Below are 21,294 nucleotides of genomic sequence, written 5' to 3'. Positions count from 1 at the left end.
TTATGATATTTAATTTTCCTTAAAGTCGATTAGACCAAAGATGCATACATGAAGAAGGTCGTATAGCTATTAATCTAAAGATAGGTTTGAAGGGTGAGGAACTAATTTTACTGTGAAAGATGAAGAGTAGTGATAAAAATAACCCACATAGGATCTTAGATCTTTGAGGGTTATTTTTGCTTTTGATCTTTTAATTGACGAATGTATATCCCTATTCTGTGAAGAATCCTCCCATCGACATTTACAAAGTATCCAGAATTCAGTATTCTAATAATTATATTCAGAAAATTATTACGAGAGAAGGTAGAGAGAATGTACGCATCGGTGAATGGAACGAGGTTGTATTTTGATGTGGATGGTGCTGAAGTTGAGGTGAGAGGCGGGGAGTTGGTAAGAAAGCCCGTCTGCTTTGTCCTGCACGGGGGACCAGGTGGGAATCATATCGGGTTTAAGCCGTCCTTTGAAGCGTTAACGGGTACGATGCAGTTGATTTATGTGGACCAACGTGGATGTGGGTTCTCCGACGAGGCGCCTGAAGAGACGCTACATATTGATAATAATGTGGAAGATTTGGAGGCGCTTAGGCAGCATCTAGGATTGGGGAAAGTCTGGATTCTCGGTCATTCGTATGGCGGTATGGTTGCACAAGCGTATGCAAAGGAATATGGTGAGCATCTTGCTGGCTTGTTGCTCGTAACGACGGCTCCGAATTCGACGTTTCTAGCGGAAGCGAAGGCAATCGTAGAAGAGAAGGGAACACCGGAACAAGTGGCCATTTGCGAGACGTTGTGGGCGGGTGATTTTCAATCCGATGAACAGCTAACTCAATTTTATGAGTTGATGGGTACGTTTTATTCTGTGCGGGTGCAACGTGAAGGCGCAAGACCGCGGCCGAAGACGAAGCGTAACTTCCGTGCATTAAACCAAGGGTTCGGTGGCTTTATGAAGACGATGGATTATACGAAGAGCAATGCAGCGATTACGGTTCCTACGCTCGTCATTGCGGGCGCATGACTGGATTACACCACCTTCAGCGAATGAAGCGGTTGCAGCGTCCATTCCAGGGGCGAAGTATGTGCTGTTTGAAGAGAGCAGTCATCGCGTCATGTTCGACGAGTATGAGCGGTTTATGGCACTAGTTAAAGAATTTGTCCTAGAAGCAGGAGCAGAGTCATGAGTAGGCTCTGGAAGATTGGGGCACTCGTTAGTGCAGTCGGTATCATCGTCGGCTGCAGTCAAGAGGTAGATGATCAAGATGATGGAACTTCAGATGCGGACGGCGCTACGGGTGGAGATTTGATTTTTGCGATGTCTAGTGATGCGGTTGATTTGAGTCCGCACGGATCTAATGATACGGCATCCACACAAGTGAGAAGTCAGATTTATGAAAATCTAACGATCATGGATGAGAACATGGACGTGCAGCCGCATTTGGCTCAATCGTTTGAGCAAATTGATGAGCATACGTGGTCCTTTGAACTTCGAGAAGACATTATCTTTCATGACGGGGAACCGATGACGGCAGAGGCGGTAAAGCTGTCACTTGAGCGGGTAATTGATCCTGATGTTGCTTCGCCTCGTGCGTTTTTATTTGACATGATTGAATCGATTGATGTTGAAAGTGAGTATGAAGTGACGATTACGACGTCGTATCCATTTGCGCCTTTGCCCGCGCACTTAGCTCATAATGGTGGGAGTATTATTAGTCCGAAGGCACTTGAGGCGGCAGAAAATGACGAATTCAATCTCGATACTGAAACCGCTGGGACAGGTCCGTTTACGTTAACGCATTGGTATCAAGGGAATGAAGCGGTCCTTACGAGAAACCCTGATTATTGGGGCGATGACGTTTCTATTGAAACGGTGACGTTCAAAGTCGTACCAGAAGAATTAACGCGAATTGGTATGGTCGCAAACGGTGAAGCCCATGTAGCGGATACAATTAGTCCGCTCAATACGAATCAAGTGGAAAGCACTGAGAATGTAGAACTCGTGAGTGGGCCAAGCTTAGGAATGACCTACCTTGGATTCAATAATCAACATGAGACGTTTGCAGATGAAGACGTTCGTCGAGCGATTTCGATGGCGATTGATAAGGAAGTGTTACTTGAAGGAATCTTGCAAGGAAATGGAAAGCTCGCAACCGCTCCGATTAGCGATTTAATCTTCGGCTATGATGAAGGGTTAGAAGGCATCGACTATGACCCAGAAGCTGCTGAAGCATTGTTACAAGAAATCGGGGAAACCGATCTTCAGTTTACACTATGGGTCGGCGACGCAGACGAAGTCACACAGCAGATGGCAGTCATCATTCAGGATCAACTCTCTGAGATCGGTGTACAGGTCGATATTGAGTCGTTAGAGTGGGGAACATTGCTTGATGGAACGGCGAATGGAAGTCATGAAGCGATGATTATGTCTTGGACCGCCGTTTCTGGTGATAGTGATAACGGGCTGTATAACCCGTTCCACTCCGATAACTGGGGAGGTTCTGGCAACCGAACGTACTACGAGAATGCGGAGGTCGATGAATTGCTCTTTGATGCTCGTCAAGAAACAGACGTGAACACGCGTGAACAAATGTACCATGATGCACAGGCCATCATCGTAGAAGAAGCGCCGATGGTGTACCTCGCTCATCAAGACAACATCTATGCGCAAGCAGAGAACGTTGAGGGACTCATTAAAATGCCTGACAACTTGTACCGTCTGTTTGTCACAACAATAACAGACGATGAATCGTATTAACTAGCTAATAAAAACGGAAGTCCCGCTCACAAAGATGGCGGGACTTCCGTTTTTTTATTTTCTGCGAATGCCCATCGGCACATTTGCACCATTAGGCCAGTCGGTTGATTTAATGTTGGTAATTGTTGAATCAGATCGTTCACGTCTTCAGGAAATGGTCCTGGTCTGCCAGTGGATTCGTCCATCCCCATGACCATTTGTTCGCTCGTTGCAATCACATCACCGGTTGCATTCTTCATTTCAAACCAAAGGTGCATCCGTTTGGCATCTTGATCTAAGACCGTTACGGCTGTTTCCAAAGGCGCCTGGTCATGAGCTTCTTGCAAGTACTTAATGTGCGCTTCTAACGTAAAAATCGTGTACGTATGCTTCTTGCGTCCAGCTGCATCAAGCCCGATCGTCTCCATAAGGCGTCTAAGCTATGGCTGAACACTGTGGCATAGGCGGCATCGGTCATGTGACCGTTGTAATCGACCCACTCAGCGAGCACACTGCCATTCCAAACTGTCTTACTTTCTCTCATAAGCAATCAACCTTTCTGATGGCCAGAACCCTTCTTCTTCGAGTAGATCCATCAATTTAATTAAGAAACGGTCCCGGCGGTGTTCGAGATCTTGTACAGGGACAGTGCCACATTGTTCGCTCGTTCCTTGAATGACTTTTTCACTTAATTCTTCCGTCAATTCTGGAGCGACAAGTCGTGTCCATGGAAGCTTTAATGCTGGGCCGAACTGTTCCAACATATGGCGCATGCTTCGTTCCCTCCAGCGAGGTGCAAGGTCATGAACGGTCCCATTAGTGCCCAACGAAGACCCGGCCCGTAGACGATGGCTTTGTCGACTTCTTCGGTCGTTGCCACGCCGTCATTGACGATGTGAAGACTTTCTCTCCAAAGGGCTTCCATCAGACGGTCGCCGATATGCCCATCAATTTCACCGCTCATCATGAGTGGCTTCATATTCATATGATCATAAAGTTCTTGGGCTTTCTCCATGTAAGCACGGTCTGTCTGTTTACCGCCCGCAATCTCAACGAGGGGGATCAAATAAACCGGATTAAACGGATGCGCAACAATGACACGTTCTGGATGGTGCTCGCAGGCTTCTTGAAGAACAGAAGGCATGTACTGACGTGCTAGATGCAATGATGGCATCTGGTTTTGTCGCGGCATCGACTTGTTTCAACACAGACTTCTTTAATTCTTCGCGCTCAGGAACATTCTCTTGGATTAGATCCGCAGACTCAACAGCTTCTTCCAATGTTTCAAAGAACGTTAGATTGTCGAGCGTTGCTTCCTCAGAAGTCCCATATTCATCGAGTGTTGGCCAGATGTCGCTTAATAGTGATCTCGTTTTCTCTTCGGCGCCTGGTGCTGGATCAAATGCGTGTACGCGGTGACCATTAGCTAGAAAGCGAGCGATCCAACCGTTACCAATTACTCCAGTTCCAATTACTGCAAATGTCTTCATACTTCCACCTCTATTGATTAAATGCTGTTAAGTTTAGATGTTGACGTGCTTCTGCTGGTGTCATTGGTTCAAGGTTCACGCTGTTTAGAACCGATACGGCTTTGTCGACGAGTTGTTCGTTCGAACCGAGTACACCTTTTTCAAGGTATAGGTTGTCTTCAAGACCGACGCGAACATTCCCACCAAGTAACGCAGATTGTGCAACCATAGGTAGTTGCATACGTCCAATTCCAAAGGCAGACCAATGTGCGCCTTCCACGATGCGTTTTCTCATGTAGTCTACCGTTTCAGCATCAGCATCTGCGCCCCAAGGGATTCCTAAGCAGAATTGATACATCGGTGTGCCTTCAATTAACCCTTCTGAGATCAATTGATTCGCCAAACGAATGTGACCTGTATCAAAGATTTCCATCTCAGGTTTTACGCCGCTATCTTTAATGAGCTGTGCATGCTCACGAAGCCAACTTGCAGGTCCGAAATACACCTCATCACCGAAGTTCAAGCTTCCGCAGTCAAGTGTACAAATTTCAGGAAGTAGTTTTCCAACCGGCTCGTGGCGCTCTTTTGGCGTTTGGATATCCGTTCCAGGACCGCCAGCACTAGGCGTATCAAGGCTTGGGACGAAATCGCCACCGCCACCTGCGGTAATGTTGATGATCACGTCAGTGTCAGCTTCTCGGATTCGTTCAACGGTTTCTCTGAATAATTCTACGTCATGGCTCAGCTTGCCAGTCTTTGGGTCGCGAACGTGAATGTGTGCGATCGCTGCACCTGCCTTTGCGGACTCAATTGCAGAGTCTGCAATTTCTTTCGGTGTCACGGGCACGTGTTTACTTTTATCCGCTGTATCTCCTGCACCGGTTAGGGCAGCCGTAATAATTCGTTTATTTTTCATGATGATTGTCCTCCTTATGGCTGTCTTGAATTGGAACATGATCAAAAATCTTACCACTTTCAAAGAAATCTACAAGGCGATCAATCCAGTTGTAATACGCTTGCCATGCGTCAAGTTCATTGGATAGCGTTTCAATTCGTTCGACGATTTCCTGAGGGGTTGCGTCTGTGACAGCGTTGTTCATTTGTTCAACTCGCTCCCGCAATCGTCGCTCAAGTGTCATGTTGCGCGAGACAACGTCTTTCCAATTCGTCGTAAACAAGGAGATAAAGGTTTGTGCATAGTCGCTTTCTACATTGTAATGTTCTTTGCGACTTCCTTTGACGAATTCTTTTTCAGCAATATTTAATGCAAGCATTTGGCGCATCACTTGGCTCATTCGCGTCTTACTCATGCCGGTCTCTTCGGCTAATGAATCAAGCGTCATTGATTCACGATTCATATAAATGATGCCAAGCAGTCTTCCAACCGTCGATGATACGCCGAATGTTTCCATGTTATCCGCAATACGGTCTGTAATTTGATCTTCTGCAGATTGTAATTCTTCAAGTAGTTGATCGTTTGATAATGATTCCACTGACAGGCCTCCTTAAATCACTGTGATTAACTGTACCATTCCACAAATCATTTGCAAAAAAACAAGTAAGGCAGAAATAAAGAGCAATTGCTAGCAATTCTAAGATATACCCTTGCGTAAAGTTTGTAAAGTTTAAATTGCACAGATTACACAAACTGTATCGGTTTTTTCAGACTTTAGTTTTTTAGCGACTTATTATTATACTGAACAAGTTGCTAACGAAGCGTAACAATCGATGGAGGTGCTTGATTTGCTAGAATTTAAGGAAGTTACAAAAACTTTTGAAGGCAGTAAGAAGCCTGCTGTTCATAAACTAAATCTATCTATTAACAAAGGTGAGTTTGTCGTTTTTATCGGACCGAGTGGGTGTGGGAAGACGACGACGATGAAAATGATTAATCGGCTCGTAGAGCCATCAGACGGTCAAATTCTTGTGGAAGGTACGAACGTATTAGACCAAGATTCGGTTCAGTTGCGTCGGTCAATCGGTTATGTCATCCAACAAATTGGATTAATGCCACATATGACAGTCGGAGAAAACATTTCCCTCGTTGGTTCTCTATTGAAATGGAGTAAAGAGAAACAACGTGAACGAGCGAAAGAACTCATTTCCTTAGTGGACTTACCGGAAGAATACTTAAATCGCTATCCCCATGAATTAAGTGGAGGTCAACAGCAACGAATCGGTGTTCTTCGTGCACTTGCTGCCGATCCACCACTTATCTTAATGGACGAACCGTTCGGTGCGCTTGATCCGATTACCCGTGACGGTTTGCAAGAAGAGTTCAAGAAGCTACAAAAAGAAGTCGACAAAACGATCGTCTTTGTCACGCATGATATGGATGAAGCGATCAAGCTTGCGGACAAAATTGTCATTATGAATGCAGGTGAGATTGTTCAGGTCGGAAGTCCAGACGAGATTCTAAAGCATCCTGCTAATGAGTTTGTTGAGGACTTTATCGGGAAAGACCGTTTGCTTCAAAGTAGACCAGATGTTACGCGTGTCGAACAAATCATGAATGCAAACCCAATTACGGTAAAAGAAGAACGTACATTAAAAGAAGCAATACAAGTGATGCGTGACAACCGAGTCGATTCACTGCTTGTTGTTGATGAGATTGGCACGCTTAAAGGATATATCGATATCGAAATGATTGATGCACAGTATAAAAAACGCTCCTACGTCTATGAAGCGATGGATACAGAAGAATATTCGGTTCATAAAAGTGACTTACTCCGCGACACGATGTACCGCATGCTACGACGTGGAAGCGCGTACGTTCCAGTGATCGAAGAAAACGACCGACTCGTCGGCATTGTAACGAGAGCTGCACTCGCCAACATGGTCTATGACACGATCTGGGGTGACGAAACAGCTGAAGTGGCCGCAGCGGATTAAGGAGGAAAACGACGATGGAAGCAATTATTACGACGTTATCTGCTTACGGATGGGACTTGCTTGAGAAAACAGGCGAGCACATGTTCATCTCATTGGCAGCAATTTTATTAGGCGTGAGTGTTGCCATCCCGGCAGGTATTTTACTCACGAGAATTCCGAAAGTGGCAGACCGAATCATTTCGTTTGTTGGCGTGTTGCAGACGGTTCCGAGTCTAGCGATTCTTGCATTTTTAATGCCATTTCTAGGGGTTGGTGTCTTGCCAGCAATTATCGCCCTTTTCATATACTCGGTACTTCCAATCCTTAGAAATACGTATACCGGTGTTATGGAAGTGGACAGTAGTTTGAAAGAAGCGGGTAGAGGTATGGGGATGAGCAACTGGGAAACCGTTCGTAAGATTGAACTGCCCCTCGCTTTACCTGTCATTATGTCAGGAATCCGATTTGCAACCGTGTACTTAATTGGTTGGGCAACACTTGCCGCATTTATTGGTGGCGGAGGCTTAGGTGACCTTATTTTCGACGGACTGAACTTGTATCAACCGAGTTGATTATTTTAGGTACCATTCCAGCGACGATTCTTGCATTGCTCGCAAACGGTGGCCTTTCGCTCCTAGAAAAGAAATTAACACCGGTTGCCATGAGAGGTGAGACTGCATGAAAAAAATGATACCAACAGCGATGGCATCAGCACTCGTTCTTGCGGGTTGTTCGTTGCCAGGTCTTAGTGGACCATCAGAACAGACCATTCGCATCGCAACGTTAGATACGATTGAGTCAGAAATCTGGGGATACACCCTTTCACATATGATCGAACATTACACCGATCTTGAAACAGAGCTCGTAACGAATCTTGGGTCGACGATGGTCTTACACCAGGCGATGATGCAAGAAGAAGTGGACATTACAGCAACGAGGTACACAGGAACCGACATTGCAGGTGTACTAAATTATGAAGATATTACGGATCCAGAAGAAGCGATGGAGATCGTTCAACGGGAGTTCGAAGAGAAGTTTGACCAAACATGGGCAGAATCCTACGGATTCGACAACAGTTATACCGTCTCTGTTACGGAAGAATTCGCTGAGCGTGAAGGCATTGAACATGTGGACGATTTAGAACCATTTGCCGATGAATTGAATTTTGGCGTTGATAATGCCTGGGTAAACCGTTCCGGCGACGGTTATGCATCATTTACAGAAACACACTTTGCCTTTGGCGATGTGTACCCGATGGCCATTGGTCTCGTCTATGAAGCTGCCGCTTCAGGCAACATGGATGCCGTACTTGGCTATTCATCAGACGGGCGAATTGCCGCATACGATTTAACGGTTCTAGAAGATGATTTCTTCCCACCGTATGATGCATCACCTGTCGTACGAAATGAAGTACTTGACGAACATCCCGAAATAGAAGCGATACTCGAGAAATTAAGTGATACAGTAACGACCGAAGACATGCAAGAAATGAACTACATGGGAGACGTTGAACTCGTTGGTCCATCTACAATTGCACGAGATTTTCTAGAAGAACACAACTACTTTGAAGATGGGGAGGATGAGTAATGGAAACGTTTATCACGTATGTTTCACAAAACGGCTTTTACATTTGGGAAGAGTTTTATCGTCATTTTCTAATGGCAGCATACGGCGTTCTCTTCGCCTCTATCATCTCTATTCCCATCGGTATCCTCATTGCTAGATACGGAAAGCTAAGCTCATGGGTATTAACTTTCGGGAGTATTATTCAAACGATCCCCGTACTAGTTTATGGCGATTACGATGGTTGCGATGGGATTAGGAACAACTACGGTCATTACGACCGTATTCTTCTACTCGCTCCTCCCGATCATCCAGAACACGTACGTTGGCATCAAAGGCGTTGATTCCACAGTAACGAATGCAGCCTACGCCTCAGGGATGACAAGACTGCAATTGCTCACGAAAGTCGAGCTACCCCTTGCTGTGAGCGTCATCATGGCAGGAATCCGTACCGCCCTCGTCGTCGGAATCGGAATTGTCGCGATCGGTACGTTCGTCGGTGCCGGCGGACTCGGCGCCATCATCGTCCGCGGCACGAACGCAACCGACGGAACCGCGATCATCCTCGCGGGTGCATCCCAACCGCTTTGATGGCAATCGTTGCCGACCTCGTGATGGGTAAAATCGAGCGCAAGCTCAACCCAGTGAACAAAACCGCAACGGCGTAATTGATTAAGAAGCCATTCCTTCTCTCTTTCCTAAATAGGACAAGCGGAAGGAATGGCTTTTCTTTTTAGGGTATTAAGCGGAGCCGGGCTGGCGTGGTGAAGCTAGCGGGTTAGGGAGTGTAGCTAGCGGGTGAGGGAGTGTAGCTAGCGGGTGAGGGAGTGTAGCTAGCGGTTGGGGTGGTGAAGCTAGCGGTTGTGATGTAGCTAGCGCGGAGCAGGGAGTGTAACTAGCGGCGCAGAGGACGTTTGTTTGCTAGCAGGAATTAGATACATACTAGGTTGACTCCGTTAAGATTCGTATTTTTACAACACTTATATTAGAATGAATAAAAGATTATTGAACCTCGTAATACTTTGATAGATGGAAAGGAACGATTGTTTGAATTCGAAAACACGTAAGCAGTTTGAAGAAGCTTTAATTAATGCGAGAGAACATCAAGAAATTTTAATGATGCAGGCGGAAAAAAACGAATGTACAAGCAAGTCGAGTTTCCGATTACTTTTAAGGAATCGCTATTTAGGTTAACAAAGTCAGAAATGAATCACCTTCGAAATATGTATCAAATTACAGGAGTGAGTCAGCTAAATAAAACTAATTTAGTTGATGCATTGAGCAATCCAATTCTAGATTCAATCGCATATTATTTTTCGATTTTGGACGAAGAACGCTATTCATTAATTCAACGAGTGGCAAAAAGTCGAAATGGAATTTCTGTGGATATAACTTACTATGAGGTTTTATCACTATTAGATTTAGGCATGACTTTCCCTGCTGAGGACGAACGAGGCAGAATCATCTTCATGCCAGAGGAAGTAAAGCAGATCTTTTTTGAGATAGATGGAAAGGAGCTGCAAAAAAGAATTCAGCTGAATACGGAGTGGATCCGTTTAACGAATGGCATGTTGCATTATTACGGTGCATTGTACGTGCATACATTAGTAATTTTTATCGACGAGTATTCTACGTTCAATTACAAAAAAGACATTGAACGTTATTTTGATGTAATGAATTTGTATATGCAAATGGAGGATCGGATAGAGTCAGAGCGATTCTACTTCTCTCACATAGATGTAGAGGACATGGACGAGTTGATCGAAGAACAAGAGATGCGGCCGGAAATTGATTACTACAAATTTACTAAGCAACAACTACTAAAAGCTTCTGCTGAAAACTATTTTGACCGAACACCACAAATGAAAGAGTTTCTTGATTATTTAAATCGAAATTATGATTTATCAAAACAAGAATTAGACTATCTTGGAATAGAAATTACGTTAATTGTGAGAATCTCTAGAGATGTAAATGTTGTCGGAGAATATCTGGAAGAAGTTATTGAATTTCTTTCAATAGAGGTTTTGCATGGGCTTATTGATCGATTAGTCGAGGTTTACAATCATACAAGGTCATGGATGCTAAAAGGTCATAGCCCAAACGAATTGAGTAGAAGATCAGAGCTCTTAAATGAAACACCTTCAGACGATCAAACAAATGTCATTTCTTTTGAATCGGGTAAGAAAGTTGGTAGAAATGATTCTTGTCCATGCGGTAGTGGTAAAAAGTTCAAAAAATGTTGTCTGCACTATGAAATCTAGATGGAAGAGGGGACTACTCATGGTTTCTTCAAAAGATGTAGCAAAGCGGGCGGGGGTGTCGCAACCGACGGTGTCGCGGGTGATTAATGGTTCGACGAACGTTAATAAAGCAACGATTGAGAAAGTTCAACGAGCGATGGAAGAGCTGAACTATCGTCCGAATTTAATTGCTCGTAGTTTGAAACAACAAAAGACGAAATCGATCGCATTAATTTCAGGTGCATTGCACAATCCTTTTTTTGTTGACTCGACAACGACGATCGTAAATGCGGCAAAGGCACATGGGTATCGGACGTTGGTTTACTTTGAGGAACAAGGCAACAACGGGGCTGTCTACGAAGAAGTATTAAAGCAACAAGTGGATGGTATCGTATTATCGTCGATTTTTATTGATGACCCTGTCTTTAAGGAATTGGAACATTCGAAGATTCCTTTTGTTATGTTCAATCGTCGCCATCAGACTGGTGGGAATTTTGTTGAAATTGACAATGAGCAGGCAGGGTGCTTGCGACCAATCACTTGTTAGAACTCGGTCATTCGAAGATTGCTTGGATTGGTGGACCGACGAATTGTTCAACGTTCCACGGTAGGCTTCTTGGATATAAAAAAGCATTAGGAGAATCAGGGAAGGCAGCGTGGATTAAAGAGACGGATACGACTGAATCAGATGTGATCATTGCCGTTGATCAACTACTTGCATTAGATGAACCACCTACGGCGATCTTTGCAGCGACGGACGCAATGGCTTTGAGTTGTCAAAGTTACCTGATGAACAAAGGGTATCGCATTCCTGAGGACATGAGCATTTGTGGTATGGACAACATTCCGATGAGCCGTCACGCCGCGATTCAATTAACAACGGTGACCCATGAAGCAACAAAACCGATGGGACAGTTTGCGGTTGAACATCTATTACATTTGATTGATTCGCCGAAAGAAGTAAGTGAAACGATGAAAGTCACATTAAAACCGAAACTCATTGCGAGACACTCCAGTGGAATGAAAAACTAAAATTCTAATAATTTTGTTTGTAAGTGTTTACAAAAAAGTGTGTTGAAGATATACTTACGCTAAGATAAAAATGAATACGTATTCACGATTTTCTTTTTTCTTTTATGAATACGTATTCACGAAATTAGGAGGCACAACCAATGGCAGAGGTACTTAAGCTCGGTAAAAGTGAAACAGAGATTCAAGAGACGAGTGCAAAGGTTCAAGATACGGTTGCAGGTTTAATTGATCGGATTAAGAATGATGGCGAAAAAGCCGTGCGTGAGCTTTCTGAACAATTCGATAAGTGGAGCCCAGCTGAATTTCGATTATCAAAAGAGCAAATTGAAGAAGTTGTGGCTTCCGTTTCAGATGAAGTGAAAGACGATATTCGTTTTGCGCAAGAACAGATTCGTAACTTCGCGCAAAAGCAACGAGAATCGATTCAAGATATTGAAGTAGAAACTCGTCCAGGCGTTTTTCTCGGTCATAAGAACATTCCAGTCAACAGTGTTGGTTGTTACGTTCCAGGCGGGCGTTATCCAATGGTTGCTTCTTCACATATGAGCATTCTAACTGCGAAAGTAGCAGGTGTGAAGCGGGTGATTGGATGTACACCGCCACTGAATGGAGAGATTCCAGCAGCGACGGTAACGGCGATGCACTTTGCAGGTGCGGATGAGATTTATATTTTAGGTGGCGTTCAGGCGATGGCTTCGATGGCGCTTGGTACAGAAAATATGGATTCTGTAGATATGATCGTCGGACCAGGGAATGCGTTTGTTGCAGAGACGAAGCGTCAACTTTTTGGGAAAGCAGGAATTGACTTGTTAGCTGGTCCAACAGAAGTGTTGATTGTTGCGGATGAAACGGCAGATGCCGAAATGGTCGCAACCGACATTCTCGGCCAAGCCGAACATGGACCGACGTCACCAGGCGCATTAATTACGACGTCCCGAACGCTTGCGGAAGAGACGGTAAAAGAAATTGACAAACAATTAGAGACGCTGTCAACAGCTGATATTGCGCGGGTCGCTTGGGAAGAGAACGGCTCAATCATTCTCGTTGATTCACATGAAGAAGCGGTCTTAGAAGCAGATAAATTGGCCTATGAGCACGTGCAGATTCTTACTGAAGATCCGAACTATTATTTGGACAACATGACGAACTACGGCGCGTTGTTCCTTGGGCCAGAAACGAACGTCGCATACGGAGATAAAGTGATCGGTACGAATCATACGCTACCAACGCAAAAAGCCGCTCGTTATACAGGTGGACTATGGGTCGGTAAATTCCTGAAAAACTGTACGTATCAACGATGTACAGAAGAAGCGAGTGTGGAAATTGGTCGTTATGCGGAGCGCCTATGTGAACTTGAAGGATTCATGGGGCATAAAGCTCAAGCAACGTTACGTGTTAATCGCTATAGCAAGTAAATAACCGAAGTAAAGAAGCTGAACGGTGAGAATTCCTTCATCGTTCAGCTTTTTCGTGTGATCGTAAATGTTTTTGTAAAAGACTCAAGAATGTCGATCAGTTGTTGCGACATCTCTTCTGGTGGGATGGGGTATTGTTTTTCAATCCAATCTAATAGGAGTCCAGCCGTGCCATGAGCCATATACAATTTATGAGCGTCGTGGTTAATATTGTGGTCTTGATTGATCGCATAGAGATGAAATTGTTCTTTTAACACTTCGTAGATCGCTTGCGGTAAATCCTTGAGAAGACTAGGTAATGTGTCATCTAATGAGTACAAGTTAAAGAACGATTGATTCGCATAAATAAACTCAGTAAGCTCAAAAGAAGACGGACCCATCGATAAGGTTACGATACTTTTTCCTTCTTCATAGTTACTAATACTCGTTTGCTTTATCTGTTGAAACATTTCAGCTCTTAGCTCATCGGCTAGACAGTATTTATCTTGATAATGTAAGTAAAATGTCGAGCGATTATAATCAGCCTTACGAATAATATCAGTCACTGTAACATGACTGAATCCTTTTTCATGAATCAGTTCAATGAATGCTTCTTTAAAAGATTTCTTCGTCCGTTTGCCTTGTTTTGATGATCGGTGATTACTTGAGACCATGTATGTTTCCTCCAAAAATCAACATATTAAGTAAAGGTGTCGATTGTATAGACAGATCAGAGAGGATTAACGATTGTTGAGGGTCATGAAGCCGTTTACACTTAAATCGTTAAAACCGTTTCGCTTAGTATAGCATCAACGGAAGGAGAAGGTTTTATGAAGCGTTTTGAAGGAAAAGTATCAATTATTACAGGTGGAGGCTCTGGTTTAGGAAGAGCTGCTGCAAAGCAACTTGCATCTGAAGGAGCTAAGCTCGTTCTCGTTGATTTAAATAAGGAAGGTCTTGAAGAGAGTAAGCAAGAAATTCTTAAAGACACACCTGAAGCTACCGTTGAACTAGTAGAAGCAAATGTAGCAAAAGAAGAAGATGTTGAGAAGTACGTTCAGTTCACGATCGATAAATTTGGACAAATTGATAGCTTCTTTAATAACGCAGGTATTGAAGGAAAACAAAACCTAACCGAAGATTATGGAATTGAAGAGTTCCAACGAGTGATTGATGTGAACTTAAACGGTGTCTTTTATGGTATGAAGCACGTGCTTAAAGTGATGAAAGAACAAGGCCATGGTTCCGTTGTGAATACTGCATCTGTCGGAGGTATTCGCGGGGTAGGGAATCAATCTGGGTATGCCGCAAGTAAACATGGGGTAGTCGGGCTAACGAAGAACTCTGGAATTGAGTACGGTCAGTTTGGGATTAGTGTTAAGGCGATCGCACCAGGTGCCATCATGACCGCGATGGTAGAAGGATCACTCCGCCAAATGGGTGGAGACAACTGGGAAGAATCAGGGAAAGAGTTCGTCAAAGCAAACCCAATGCTTCGCTTCGGAAAGCCTGAAGAAGTCGGTTACCTCGTTGCTTTCTTATTATCAAACCAAGCAGACTTTATTAACGCCGTGGTTGTCCCAATTGATGGTGGACAGTCTTATAAATATTAAATTAGTGAAAACGGCATGGCTATTCTTAGCCTTGTCGTTTTTATTATTCATTAATAGATTGACAATACCCCAACAAACTCTTATGATAATGAGTATTACAAAAATTGAATACAATGATTACTTATCTAGAGTGACCGAGGGAAAGGCCCGATGACGTCCAGCAACCTCCTGAAATAGGAAGGTGCCAAATCCTACAGAATGAATTCCATTCTGAAAGATAAGTCGATAGCCGATCGAGATCGGTCATAGAGACTTTTTTTCAATGGAAAAGGGGTCTTTTTTTATTGGATTGGAGGAAGAAGATGATCGACATTAAGCAAGTCACCAAGGTATACCATACGAAAAAGAAAAGTGTTACTGGTGTGAAAGATGTTTCCTTGACGATTCATAAAGGTGATGTTTTTGGGATTGTTGGGTATTCTGGCGCTGGTAAGAGTTCGCTACTTCGTTGTATTAATATGCTCGAAAGACCTTCTAGTGGAACGATCAGCGTAGACGGTATGGAGATGACGAAGTTAAAGGGAGAGGCACTTCGTCAGCAGAGACTTAAAATTGGCATGATCTTTCAGCATTTCTACTTAATCAATCAGAAAACGGTCTATGAGAATATTGCGTTTGCCCTTCGTGCTGCGGGGACATCGTCTGATAAGATACCTCGTCGCGTAGAAGAGCTACTACGAGTCGTTGAGCTTTCTGATAAGCGTGATGTGTACCCTGCACAATTAAGCGGTGGTCAGAAACAACGGGTCGGTATTGCTCGAGCATTATCCAATAATCCGACTGTACTGTTGTGTGATGAAGCAACATCAGCGCTTGACCCGACAACAACGCAATCGATCTTACGATTACTACAATCATTGAATAAAGAGCTTGGCTTAACGATTGTGCTTATCACACATGAAATGGGTGTCGTAAAAGAGATCTGCAATCGGATGGCGATTATGCAAGATGGTGAAGTTGTCGAACACGGAAATGTGTATGATTTGTTCGCAGATCCAAAGAACACGTTAACGAAGGAATTTATTACGAATGTTGTTTCCTTTGATGTTCCAGAAAAAACCCTTGCAAAGTGTACAGGAACGATCATTAAAGTGATGTTCCAAGGTTCATCTGCAGGCGAAGGAATTATCGGAGATATGTTGCAAGAAGTACAGGTAAAAGGAAACTTTTTGCACGGTGCGATTGAGTATATTGAGGGCAAACCACTTGGGATTTTCATTCTGGAGCTTACGGGTGATTATGAACAAGTGAATCAAGCGATGGATTACATCCAAAAACGTCACGTACGAGTGGAGGTCATCTCCCATGGATATTGAACAACTTATTAATCTACTCCCAGAAATGACAGAAGCATTTCTTGAGACAATGCAAATGATTGGGATTTCAACAGCAGTAGCAATACTGATCGGTCTGCCACTCGGTGTAATTTTGTTCGTGACCGATCGAGGGTTGTTTTGGCAAAATCTCGCCGTGCAACAAATCTTAAGTTTTATCGTCAATGTCGTTCGTTCCATTCCTTATATTATTTTACTCGTCTTATTATTTCCAATTACGGGATTACTTGTCGGGACGACGACGGGACCGATTGCAGCAAGTGTATCGCTTTCTGTTGCAGCCATTCCGTTTTTTGCACGAATTGTGGAAACCGCACTTCGTGACATCGATAAAGGCATGATCGAAGCCGCCATTGCCACAGGTGCAACACCGTGGATGATTATGAAAGATGTGCTATTTCCAGAAGCTCGTTCAGCTATTATTCAAGGACTCACGCTTACGATTATTAGTCTCATTGCCTACTCAGCAATGGCTGGTGTCGTAGGTGGTGGCGGTATTGGTGATTTGGCTATTCGTTACGGTCACTATCGCTATGATACGACCATTATGATTTCGACAGTTGTGCTACTCATCGTACTAGTTCAAGTAATTCAACAAGTTGGCGATAGTGTCGCAAAACGATTAGATCGTAGATAAAGAAAAGGAGAGAAATCAAATGAAAAAACAGGTAAGCATTCTACTAGGAGGTCTGCTCCTCATAACGGCTTGTAGTGGAGAAGATGAAGCAGGCAATACAGATGATCAACAAAACATTACGATTGGTGCAACAGCAGGACCATATAGCGACATGCTATCATCAGCATCGTCCCTGGGTTAGAAGAGAAAGGCTATAGTGTTGATATCCAAGAGTTTTCCGATTATGTATACCCGAACAATGCGCTAGCCAACGAAGAAATTGACGCGAACCTTTTCCAACACACCGTGTATTTAGAGAATTTCACGGAGCAAAACAACTTAGATCTCGTGGGACTCATTGCGGTGCCAACTGCGCCGATGGGATTGTATTCTGAGGAATATGAAACGATTGAAGACATTGAGAGTGGTGATGAAATTGCCATCCCGAACGATCCAACCAATGCGGCAAGAGCATTTATGATTCTAGAAGAAGCTGGTCTTATCGGTTTCGAAGACGGCATTGATGAACTAACAGCATCGGCTCGAGATATAACAGATAATCCGTTAGATTTGCAATTTGTGGAACTTGAGGCCGCGCAGTTGCCTAGACAAGTAGGAAGTTCAGAAATTACAGCTGTGCCAGGAAACTTTGCATTAAGTGCCAATCTAGATCTTTTAGAGGCACTAGAGTTAGAGAACATGCCAGATCAGTATCGAAACGTTGTTGCTGTTCGGGCAGAGGATGAAGAAAGTACATTAGCGAATGATATCGTTGAAGTCATTCAATCCGAACAATTTGAAGAAACGATTGATGAAGAATTCGAAGGTTTTGGAAAACCAGAGTGGATGGAGTAACAAAGCAAGAAAAAAGTCGAACGAGGTTAAGCTCGTTCGACCTTTTTCATTTTGTAGATGTTATAAATGGTCATTACAATAGAAGTAATTGTTAAGAGGAGAGGCATATAGAAAGAAAAAAAGAGTGATGAACTCGTTGAAACCATTCCCCAGTACAAAAAGACTGCGGGTGCAACAATGACACTAGATATAACACGTAGTCTGTACTTTTCAATTGTCCCTTTTAGTAAGGAGTGCACAATAACATTAGAGAACATGATAAAAGCAAAGGCGAAGCTCGACCAAGCAGCAACAATCATAGAAACTATCACTCCAAAGAAGTGCTTAGGATAGCAATTACCCCTATCGTAGTCTGAATAAACTTGTTATTGTTAGTCGCCTGATCAAAGACGTAACTCGTAAAAATAGTTAAGTGCTATAACAAATCATGACATTACCACTCTCTATATTACTTATGATTCAACCAACAGTGATTGCATCGTTGCATCATGAATGTACTGATGGGTAACCTATTCGTTCATTGATTTAGAAACGTTTTTTTAACTATAATAAGTGTTCTACAATCGTTCCAATAAAAAAGTCCAATGAACAAATTCCTGGTTCATTGGACTTTTTATCAATTGAGATTTAAGCTTCTACTAAACTTCCTGCTCCACGATTTTTATCTTTGGTTTTCATAAAGTAAGCGATTGCAAGTATTCCAAGAACAATACCCGTAATGGATGTAGTGAGATCTGGGAGAATGACGAGAATGGCGCATAGTAACATGAATCCTCTCTCGAATACTCCATACAATGGTCGAATCATGTAACCGGAGACTGTAGCGACTAAGAATACCGTTCCAATTAATAGAATGATAGCCGCTTGTATGGTCTGCCAAGGAGTTCCAATTAATAGCAATTCTGGCTTAAAGACAAATACAAATGGAACCAAAAATCCAACGAGGGCATAACGGAAAGCAAGCAGTCCCGTTTTCCAAGCCGGTGCTTTAGCAATTCCTGCAGCTGCAAATGAGGCTAAGCAAACAGGTGGTGTAATTTGTGCAATGATTGAAAAATAAAAAACGAACATGTTTGCTGGTAATGGTGCGATTCCGAGTTCTGTTAGAACCGGCACGAATAAGATGAACGATGCTAGATAAGCTGCGACAGTTGGTAAGGCAAGACCAATGAGTATACAACCAATACCAGTTATGAGTAATGGTAAGTATAGTCCCCCTGAGCCAAGATCAGCGATCATATCTCCTGCACTTGAAGAAAGTCCTGACATAATTACTACCCCAATAATAATTCCACAAGCGGCTGTAGGAATAGCAATTTGAGCGACTTGTTTCGTTCCTTCTAAAAAGGTTTCAAATAATTCTTTGAGACGAATACGGGACTTAAATCGAAAGAGATTGATAAGTAAAATCGCTGCAATGCCTGATAATGCGGCGTACATAAGCGACGTCCCGCTAAGGATGTTATAAATCACGAGTAACATCGGTGCCAACAGATAAAGACGTTTTAAGATTGGATCTGTGTCAATAACAATCTCTTTAGAAAGTTGCGTAATCTTATTTTTCCTAGATATAAAGTCTACTAGAATGAACAGAGAAAGTAAGTATGCGGCAGCGGGTATGATTGCAGCAATTGCAATCTCGCTGTATGGAACACCGATCATGTCAGCCATGATAAACGCCCCGACACCCATGATTGGTGGTAAGATTTGCCCGCTTGTGGATGCAGAAGCTTCAATTGCAGCTGCTTCTTCTGGTTTATAACCCGCTCGTTTCATAAGTGGAATCGTCATGACTCCTGTTGAAGTAACATTGGCAACCGCGCTGCCGTTTACCGTACCAAGAAGTGCGCTACTCGCGATAGATGCTTTGGCAGGGCCACCGCTACTATTGTTTCCTATTTTCATACCGAGGTTAATAAGCACATTTCCACCTCCACAAACAGCAAAGAGGGTTCCAAAAAGGATAAAGTAATACAAAAAGCCTGCTGAAGCGTTTAGCGGTGCGCCGAATATACCGTCTGCTCCCATAATCATTAGATCAGTAAAATGATTTAGGTTTGTGCCTGCATGACTAAAGATAGAAGGAAGGAAGCCCCCGACCCATAAGTACGCAATAAAAAGTAAAATGAAAATTAATAAATTCCAACCTATGGTTCGACGTACGGTTTCTAATAGGATTAGCATTGTTGCGAATAAAATAAAGTAATCCAACCATAGTAGGCTATCTAGAAATTGAATACGGTTCATTAATCGATCAGCTTGCGAAAAGAAATAACCTACCATAAATAACAGCGTTACGAGAATAACGCCATCAATGATGACACCGAGTCGCCGATGTCGTTCGTTTTCGGGTTGTCCTTCTTTCGGCTTAAATAATGGAAACCAAAGAATGGCGACCGCCAATGCAAGTATTAGATGAATCGGGTTTTGCAAAAGTGGCGGAAGTGGTTGAATAAATGCCAAGTACAATTGAAACAGTAAGAATGACACGGAAACGATGATGATTAGTGTGCGTCTTAGCGGAAATGCCATACCTATACCCCCCTCGAATTATGATTCTAAACAACCAGATTCTTTATAGTATTGCTCAGCCCCAGGATGAAGCGGTGCACCAGCTCTCGTTGGCTCACAAGCATTCTCTGGTTCAAAGTCTTGAAACGCTGAAAAGCTGCTCACAAGTGCTTCTTTATTCTCTGCCATTTCTTTTGCCAAGATATAGGCATGATCGTCAGGCATGGATTGATGAACGAGAAGGGTTGTCGGTGAACCGACGGTCTCCATATCATCTGAAACGACGCCATTAAAGCTTCCAGCTGGGATCGTTTGTCTAGCATAACCTTGTTCAAATAATCGGTCTTGTAATGATTCACTTAGTTGTGCAAAATGCAAGCCTGTAGTGAGCGACAATTCTACATAATTGGCTTGATTTAAATTCGTGTGATCAATGGTAATATCGGCTCGGTTATCCCGTAACATGTCAATGACATTGCTTGAGTCAGTGAGTGTTACGTTTCCGCCCCATGAACGAATGTCATCGTATGTTGCACCAAGTTCAGAAAGAATAACATTTTGAGTTACTTCACCGAATGAACCGGTATCTTTAGAGGCAATTCGTACGGGGTATTCGTCATCAATGACCTCTTCTAGTGTCGTATATCCGGTTCTGTTAACGAAATTCTCTGTAAATACAACGATCGCAACCGGAGCGTCTAAACCACCTCCGACGGAGCGGACGTCTTGAACGGGTGGTCGGTCGAGGATGCCGTCTTCATAGGCCCAGATTGCAGGAGCAGCATTACCGATCGTAATGTCTGCAGTTTGTTGTTCAATAATGTACGAGGCAGCAATTCCACCAGGTGACGTCGTCTGTGAATGAATTTCAGTTCCGTCATCAAATTTCTCATCATAGATTTTGGTAAATGCATTCGTCATCGTATTAAACGAAGTTCCCAAACCTTGAGTAGAGAATACATATTGATTTCCTGATTCGTTCGCATTACTCTCATTTGAACAGCCAGCAATGATCAAGACGATACTAATCAATAGAAAAGAAACAATTCGAGACTTCATGTTTTTACAC

At 43.2% G+C, this 21,294-nt stretch carries 19 protein-coding genes, 4 pseudogenes and 1 riboswitch; of the genes and pseudogenes, 16 read left to right on the top strand and 7 right to left on the bottom strand.

What is annotated here, in order from left to right; translation table 11 throughout:
- Window positions 1-312: 312 nt before the first annotated feature.
- The 3 genes from JCM19038_RS17495 to JCM19038_RS17490 are packed head-to-tail and all read left to right on the top strand — an operon-like array spanning window position 313 to window position 2,748.
- The gene (locus JCM19038_RS17495; RefSeq protein ID WP_052361912.1) at window positions 313-1,014 is read left to right on the top strand and encodes an alpha/beta fold hydrolase; all 702 of its coding nucleotides are present in this window, start codon (window positions 313-315) and stop codon (window positions 1,012-1,014) included.
- Window positions 971-1,177 (top strand): alpha/beta fold hydrolase, encoded by a 207-nt coding sequence (locus tag JCM19038_RS22465; RefSeq protein WP_152549503.1) that lies wholly within the window; start codon window positions 971-973, stop codon window positions 1,175-1,177. The genes JCM19038_RS17495 and JCM19038_RS22465 overlap by 44 nt, the downstream gene beginning before the upstream one ends.
- Entirely contained in the window at window positions 1,174-2,748 is a 1,575-nt protein-coding gene (locus JCM19038_RS17490) for a glutathione ABC transporter substrate-binding protein (protein WP_042420496.1), read from the top strand. Before JCM19038_RS22465 ends, JCM19038_RS17490 begins: the two co-directional genes overlap by 4 nt.
- A gap of 26 nt (window positions 2,749-2,774) precedes the next feature.
- On the opposite strand, the pseudogene JCM19038_RS17485 reads toward JCM19038_RS17490, so the two are convergent.
- The 4 genes and pseudogenes from JCM19038_RS17485 to JCM19038_RS17470 form a co-directional block, all read right to left on the bottom strand.
- Window positions 2,775-3,205, bottom strand: a pseudogene (locus JCM19038_RS17485) (thioesterase family protein).
- Between the two features lie 52 nt (window positions 3,206-3,257).
- Window positions 3,258-4,217 (bottom strand): annotated as a pseudogene (locus tag JCM19038_RS17480) (3-hydroxyacyl-CoA dehydrogenase NAD-binding domain-containing protein).
- 10 nt (window positions 4,218-4,227) lie between these two features.
- On the bottom strand, window positions 4,228-5,112 hold the full coding sequence (locus tag JCM19038_RS17475; RefSeq protein ID WP_042420494.1) for a 3-keto-5-aminohexanoate cleavage protein: 885 nt from the start codon (window positions 5,110-5,112) through the stop codon (window positions 4,228-4,230).
- Window positions 5,102-5,632: a GbsR/MarR family transcriptional regulator gene (locus tag JCM19038_RS17470; RefSeq protein WP_373903316.1), complete on the bottom strand. Its 531-nt coding sequence runs from the start codon at window positions 5,630-5,632 to the stop codon at window positions 5,102-5,104. Before JCM19038_RS17470 ends, JCM19038_RS17475 begins: the two co-directional genes overlap by 11 nt.
- A gap of 307 nt (window positions 5,633-5,939) precedes the next feature.
- On the opposite strand from JCM19038_RS17470, the gene JCM19038_RS17465 reads away from it, so the two are divergent.
- The 8 genes and pseudogenes from JCM19038_RS17465 to hisD all read left to right on the top strand — a co-directional run bounded on the left by JCM19038_RS17465 (window position 5,940) and on the right by hisD (window position 13,317).
- On the top strand, window positions 5,940-7,088 hold the full coding sequence (locus tag JCM19038_RS17465) for a betaine/proline/choline family ABC transporter ATP-binding protein (protein WP_042420489.1): 1,149 nt from the start codon (window positions 5,940-5,942) through the stop codon (window positions 7,086-7,088).
- Between the two features lie 14 nt (window positions 7,089-7,102).
- A pseudogene (locus JCM19038_RS17460) lies at window positions 7,103-7,749 on the top strand (ABC transporter permease).
- Window positions 7,746-8,654 (top strand): osmoprotectant ABC transporter substrate-binding protein, encoded by a 909-nt coding sequence (locus tag JCM19038_RS17455; protein ID WP_042420487.1) that lies wholly within the window; start codon window positions 7,746-7,748, stop codon window positions 8,652-8,654. The pseudogene JCM19038_RS17460 and the gene JCM19038_RS17455 overlap by 4 nt, the downstream one beginning before the upstream one ends.
- A pseudogene (locus tag JCM19038_RS17450) lies at window positions 8,654-9,298 on the top strand (ABC transporter permease). Before JCM19038_RS17455 ends, JCM19038_RS17450 begins: the two are co-directional and overlap by 1 nt.
- Window positions 9,299-9,769: 471 nt before the next feature.
- Window positions 9,770-10,891, top strand: a complete 1,122-nt coding sequence (locus JCM19038_RS22460; protein ID WP_042420486.1) for a YecA family protein — start codon at window positions 9,770-9,772, stop codon at window positions 10,889-10,891.
- Entirely contained in the window at window positions 10,788-11,417 is a 630-nt protein-coding gene (locus JCM19038_RS24615; RefSeq protein ID WP_307190059.1) for a LacI family DNA-binding transcriptional regulator, read from the top strand. Before JCM19038_RS22460 ends, JCM19038_RS24615 begins: the two co-directional genes overlap by 104 nt.
- On the top strand, window positions 11,393-11,902 hold the full coding sequence (locus JCM19038_RS24610; RefSeq protein WP_081831887.1) for a LacI family DNA-binding transcriptional regulator: 510 nt from the start codon (window positions 11,393-11,395) through the stop codon (window positions 11,900-11,902). The genes JCM19038_RS24615 and JCM19038_RS24610 overlap by 25 nt, the downstream gene beginning before the upstream one ends.
- 140 nt (window positions 11,903-12,042) lie before the next feature.
- Complete coding sequence (hisD, locus tag JCM19038_RS17435; RefSeq protein ID WP_042420485.1) at window positions 12,043-13,317, top strand: histidinol dehydrogenase; 1,275 nt, start codon at window positions 12,043-12,045, stop codon at window positions 13,315-13,317.
- Between the two features lie 44 nt (window positions 13,318-13,361).
- Here the strand turns inward: hisD and JCM19038_RS17430 are convergent, their stop codons facing one another.
- A complete protein-coding gene (locus JCM19038_RS17430) occupies window positions 13,362-13,970 on the bottom strand; it encodes a TetR/AcrR family transcriptional regulator C-terminal domain-containing protein (protein WP_042420484.1) in 609 nt (202 codons plus the stop codon).
- A gap of 156 nt (window positions 13,971-14,126) precedes the next feature.
- On the opposite strand from JCM19038_RS17430, the gene JCM19038_RS17425 reads away from it, so the two are divergent.
- The 5 genes from JCM19038_RS17425 (at window position 14,127) to JCM19038_RS17410 (ending at window position 17,714) form a co-directional block, all read left to right on the top strand.
- On the top strand, window positions 14,127-14,909 hold the full coding sequence (locus JCM19038_RS17425) for a glucose 1-dehydrogenase (RefSeq protein WP_042420483.1): 783 nt from the start codon (window positions 14,127-14,129) through the stop codon (window positions 14,907-14,909).
- A gap of 118 nt (window positions 14,910-15,027) precedes the next feature.
- Window positions 15,028-15,133, top strand: a riboswitch (SAM riboswitch).
- 78 nt (window positions 15,134-15,211) lie between these two features.
- Complete coding sequence (locus JCM19038_RS17420; protein ID WP_042420538.1) at window positions 15,212-16,225, top strand: methionine ABC transporter ATP-binding protein; 1,014 nt, start codon at window positions 15,212-15,214, stop codon at window positions 16,223-16,225.
- On the top strand, window positions 16,215-16,880 hold the full coding sequence (locus JCM19038_RS17415; protein ID WP_042420482.1) for a methionine ABC transporter permease: 666 nt from the start codon (window positions 16,215-16,217) through the stop codon (window positions 16,878-16,880). The genes JCM19038_RS17420 and JCM19038_RS17415 overlap by 11 nt, the downstream gene beginning before the upstream one ends.
- Before the next feature lie 19 nt (window positions 16,881-16,899).
- Window positions 16,900-17,061 carry a hypothetical protein gene (locus JCM19038_RS25165; protein ID WP_307190058.1) on the top strand — a complete coding sequence of 54 codons (162 nt, stop codon included), beginning with the start codon at window positions 16,900-16,902 and terminating at the stop codon, window positions 17,059-17,061.
- A complete protein-coding gene (locus JCM19038_RS17410) occupies window positions 17,037-17,714 on the top strand; it encodes a MetQ/NlpA family ABC transporter substrate-binding protein (protein WP_307190060.1) in 678 nt (225 codons plus the stop codon). Before JCM19038_RS25165 ends, JCM19038_RS17410 begins: the two co-directional genes overlap by 25 nt.
- A gap of 627 nt (window positions 17,715-18,341) precedes the next feature.
- Here JCM19038_RS17410 and JCM19038_RS17400 read toward each other — a convergent pair.
- Together JCM19038_RS17400 and JCM19038_RS17395 are read right to left on the bottom strand one after the other, a co-directional pair.
- Window positions 18,342-20,246, bottom strand: coding sequence for a TRAP transporter fused permease subunit (locus tag JCM19038_RS17400; protein WP_042420478.1), 1,905 nt, complete (start codon window positions 20,244-20,246; stop codon window positions 18,342-18,344).
- An 18-nt stretch (window positions 20,247-20,264) separates the two neighbouring features.
- Window positions 20,265-21,284 carry a TAXI family TRAP transporter solute-binding subunit gene (locus JCM19038_RS17395; protein ID WP_052361905.1) on the bottom strand — a complete coding sequence of 340 codons (1,020 nt, stop codon included), beginning with the start codon at window positions 21,282-21,284 and terminating at the stop codon, window positions 20,265-20,267.
- Window positions 21,285-21,294 lie beyond the last annotated feature (10 nt).

This window comes from Geomicrobium sp. JCM 19038, from assembly GCF_000698125.1.
GTDB lineage: Bacteria > Bacillota > Bacilli > Bacillales > Marinococcaceae > Geomicrobium_A.
Note: the sequence above shows the minus strand (reverse complement) of the source record. Positions and strands in the feature narration are given on the sequence as shown.

What these genes read in the sequence shown, in the direction of transcription:
- JCM19038_RS25165 (WP_307190058.1), top strand. Translation starts at nt 16,900, where the DNA reads ATGAAAAAACAGGTAAGCATTCTACTAGGAGGTCTGCTCCTCATAACG.
- JCM19038_RS17475 (WP_042420494.1), bottom strand. Translation starts at nt 5,112, where the DNA reads ATGAAAAATAAACGAATTATTACGGCTGCCCTAACCGGTGCAGGAGAT.
- JCM19038_RS17400 (WP_042420478.1), bottom strand. Translation starts at nt 20,246, where the DNA reads ATGGCATTTCCGCTAAGACGCACACTAATCATCATCGTTTCCGTGTCA.
- JCM19038_RS17490 (WP_042420496.1), top strand. Translation starts at nt 1,174, where the DNA reads ATGAGTAGGCTCTGGAAGATTGGGGCACTCGTTAGTGCAGTCGGTATC.
- JCM19038_RS17395 (WP_052361905.1), bottom strand. Translation starts at nt 21,284, where the DNA reads ATGAAGTCTCGAATTGTTTCTTTTCTATTGATTAGTATCGTCTTGATC.
- JCM19038_RS22460 (WP_042420486.1), top strand. Translation starts at nt 9,770, where the DNA reads ATGTACAAGCAAGTCGAGTTTCCGATTACTTTTAAGGAATCGCTATTT.
- hisD (WP_042420485.1), top strand. Translation starts at nt 12,043, where the DNA reads ATGGCAGAGGTACTTAAGCTCGGTAAAAGTGAAACAGAGATTCAAGAG.
- JCM19038_RS17425 (WP_042420483.1), top strand. Translation starts at nt 14,127, where the DNA reads ATGAAGCGTTTTGAAGGAAAAGTATCAATTATTACAGGTGGAGGCTCT.
- JCM19038_RS24615 (WP_307190059.1), top strand. Translation starts at nt 10,788, where the DNA reads ATGTCATTTCTTTTGAATCGGGTAAGAAAGTTGGTAGAAATGATTCTT.
- JCM19038_RS17455 (WP_042420487.1), top strand. Translation starts at nt 7,746, where the DNA reads ATGAAAAAAATGATACCAACAGCGATGGCATCAGCACTCGTTCTTGCG.
- JCM19038_RS17420 (WP_042420538.1), top strand. Translation starts at nt 15,212, where the DNA reads ATGATCGACATTAAGCAAGTCACCAAGGTATACCATACGAAAAAGAAA.
- JCM19038_RS17430 (WP_042420484.1), bottom strand. Translation starts at nt 13,970, where the DNA reads ATGGTCTCAAGTAATCACCGATCATCAAAACAAGGCAAACGGACGAAG.
- JCM19038_RS17415 (WP_042420482.1), top strand. Translation starts at nt 16,215, where the DNA reads ATGGATATTGAACAACTTATTAATCTACTCCCAGAAATGACAGAAGCA.
- JCM19038_RS22465 (WP_152549503.1), top strand. Translation starts at nt 971, where the DNA reads ATGCAGCGATTACGGTTCCTACGCTCGTCATTGCGGGCGCATGACTGG.
- JCM19038_RS17495 (WP_052361912.1), top strand. Translation starts at nt 313, where the DNA reads ATGTACGCATCGGTGAATGGAACGAGGTTGTATTTTGATGTGGATGGT.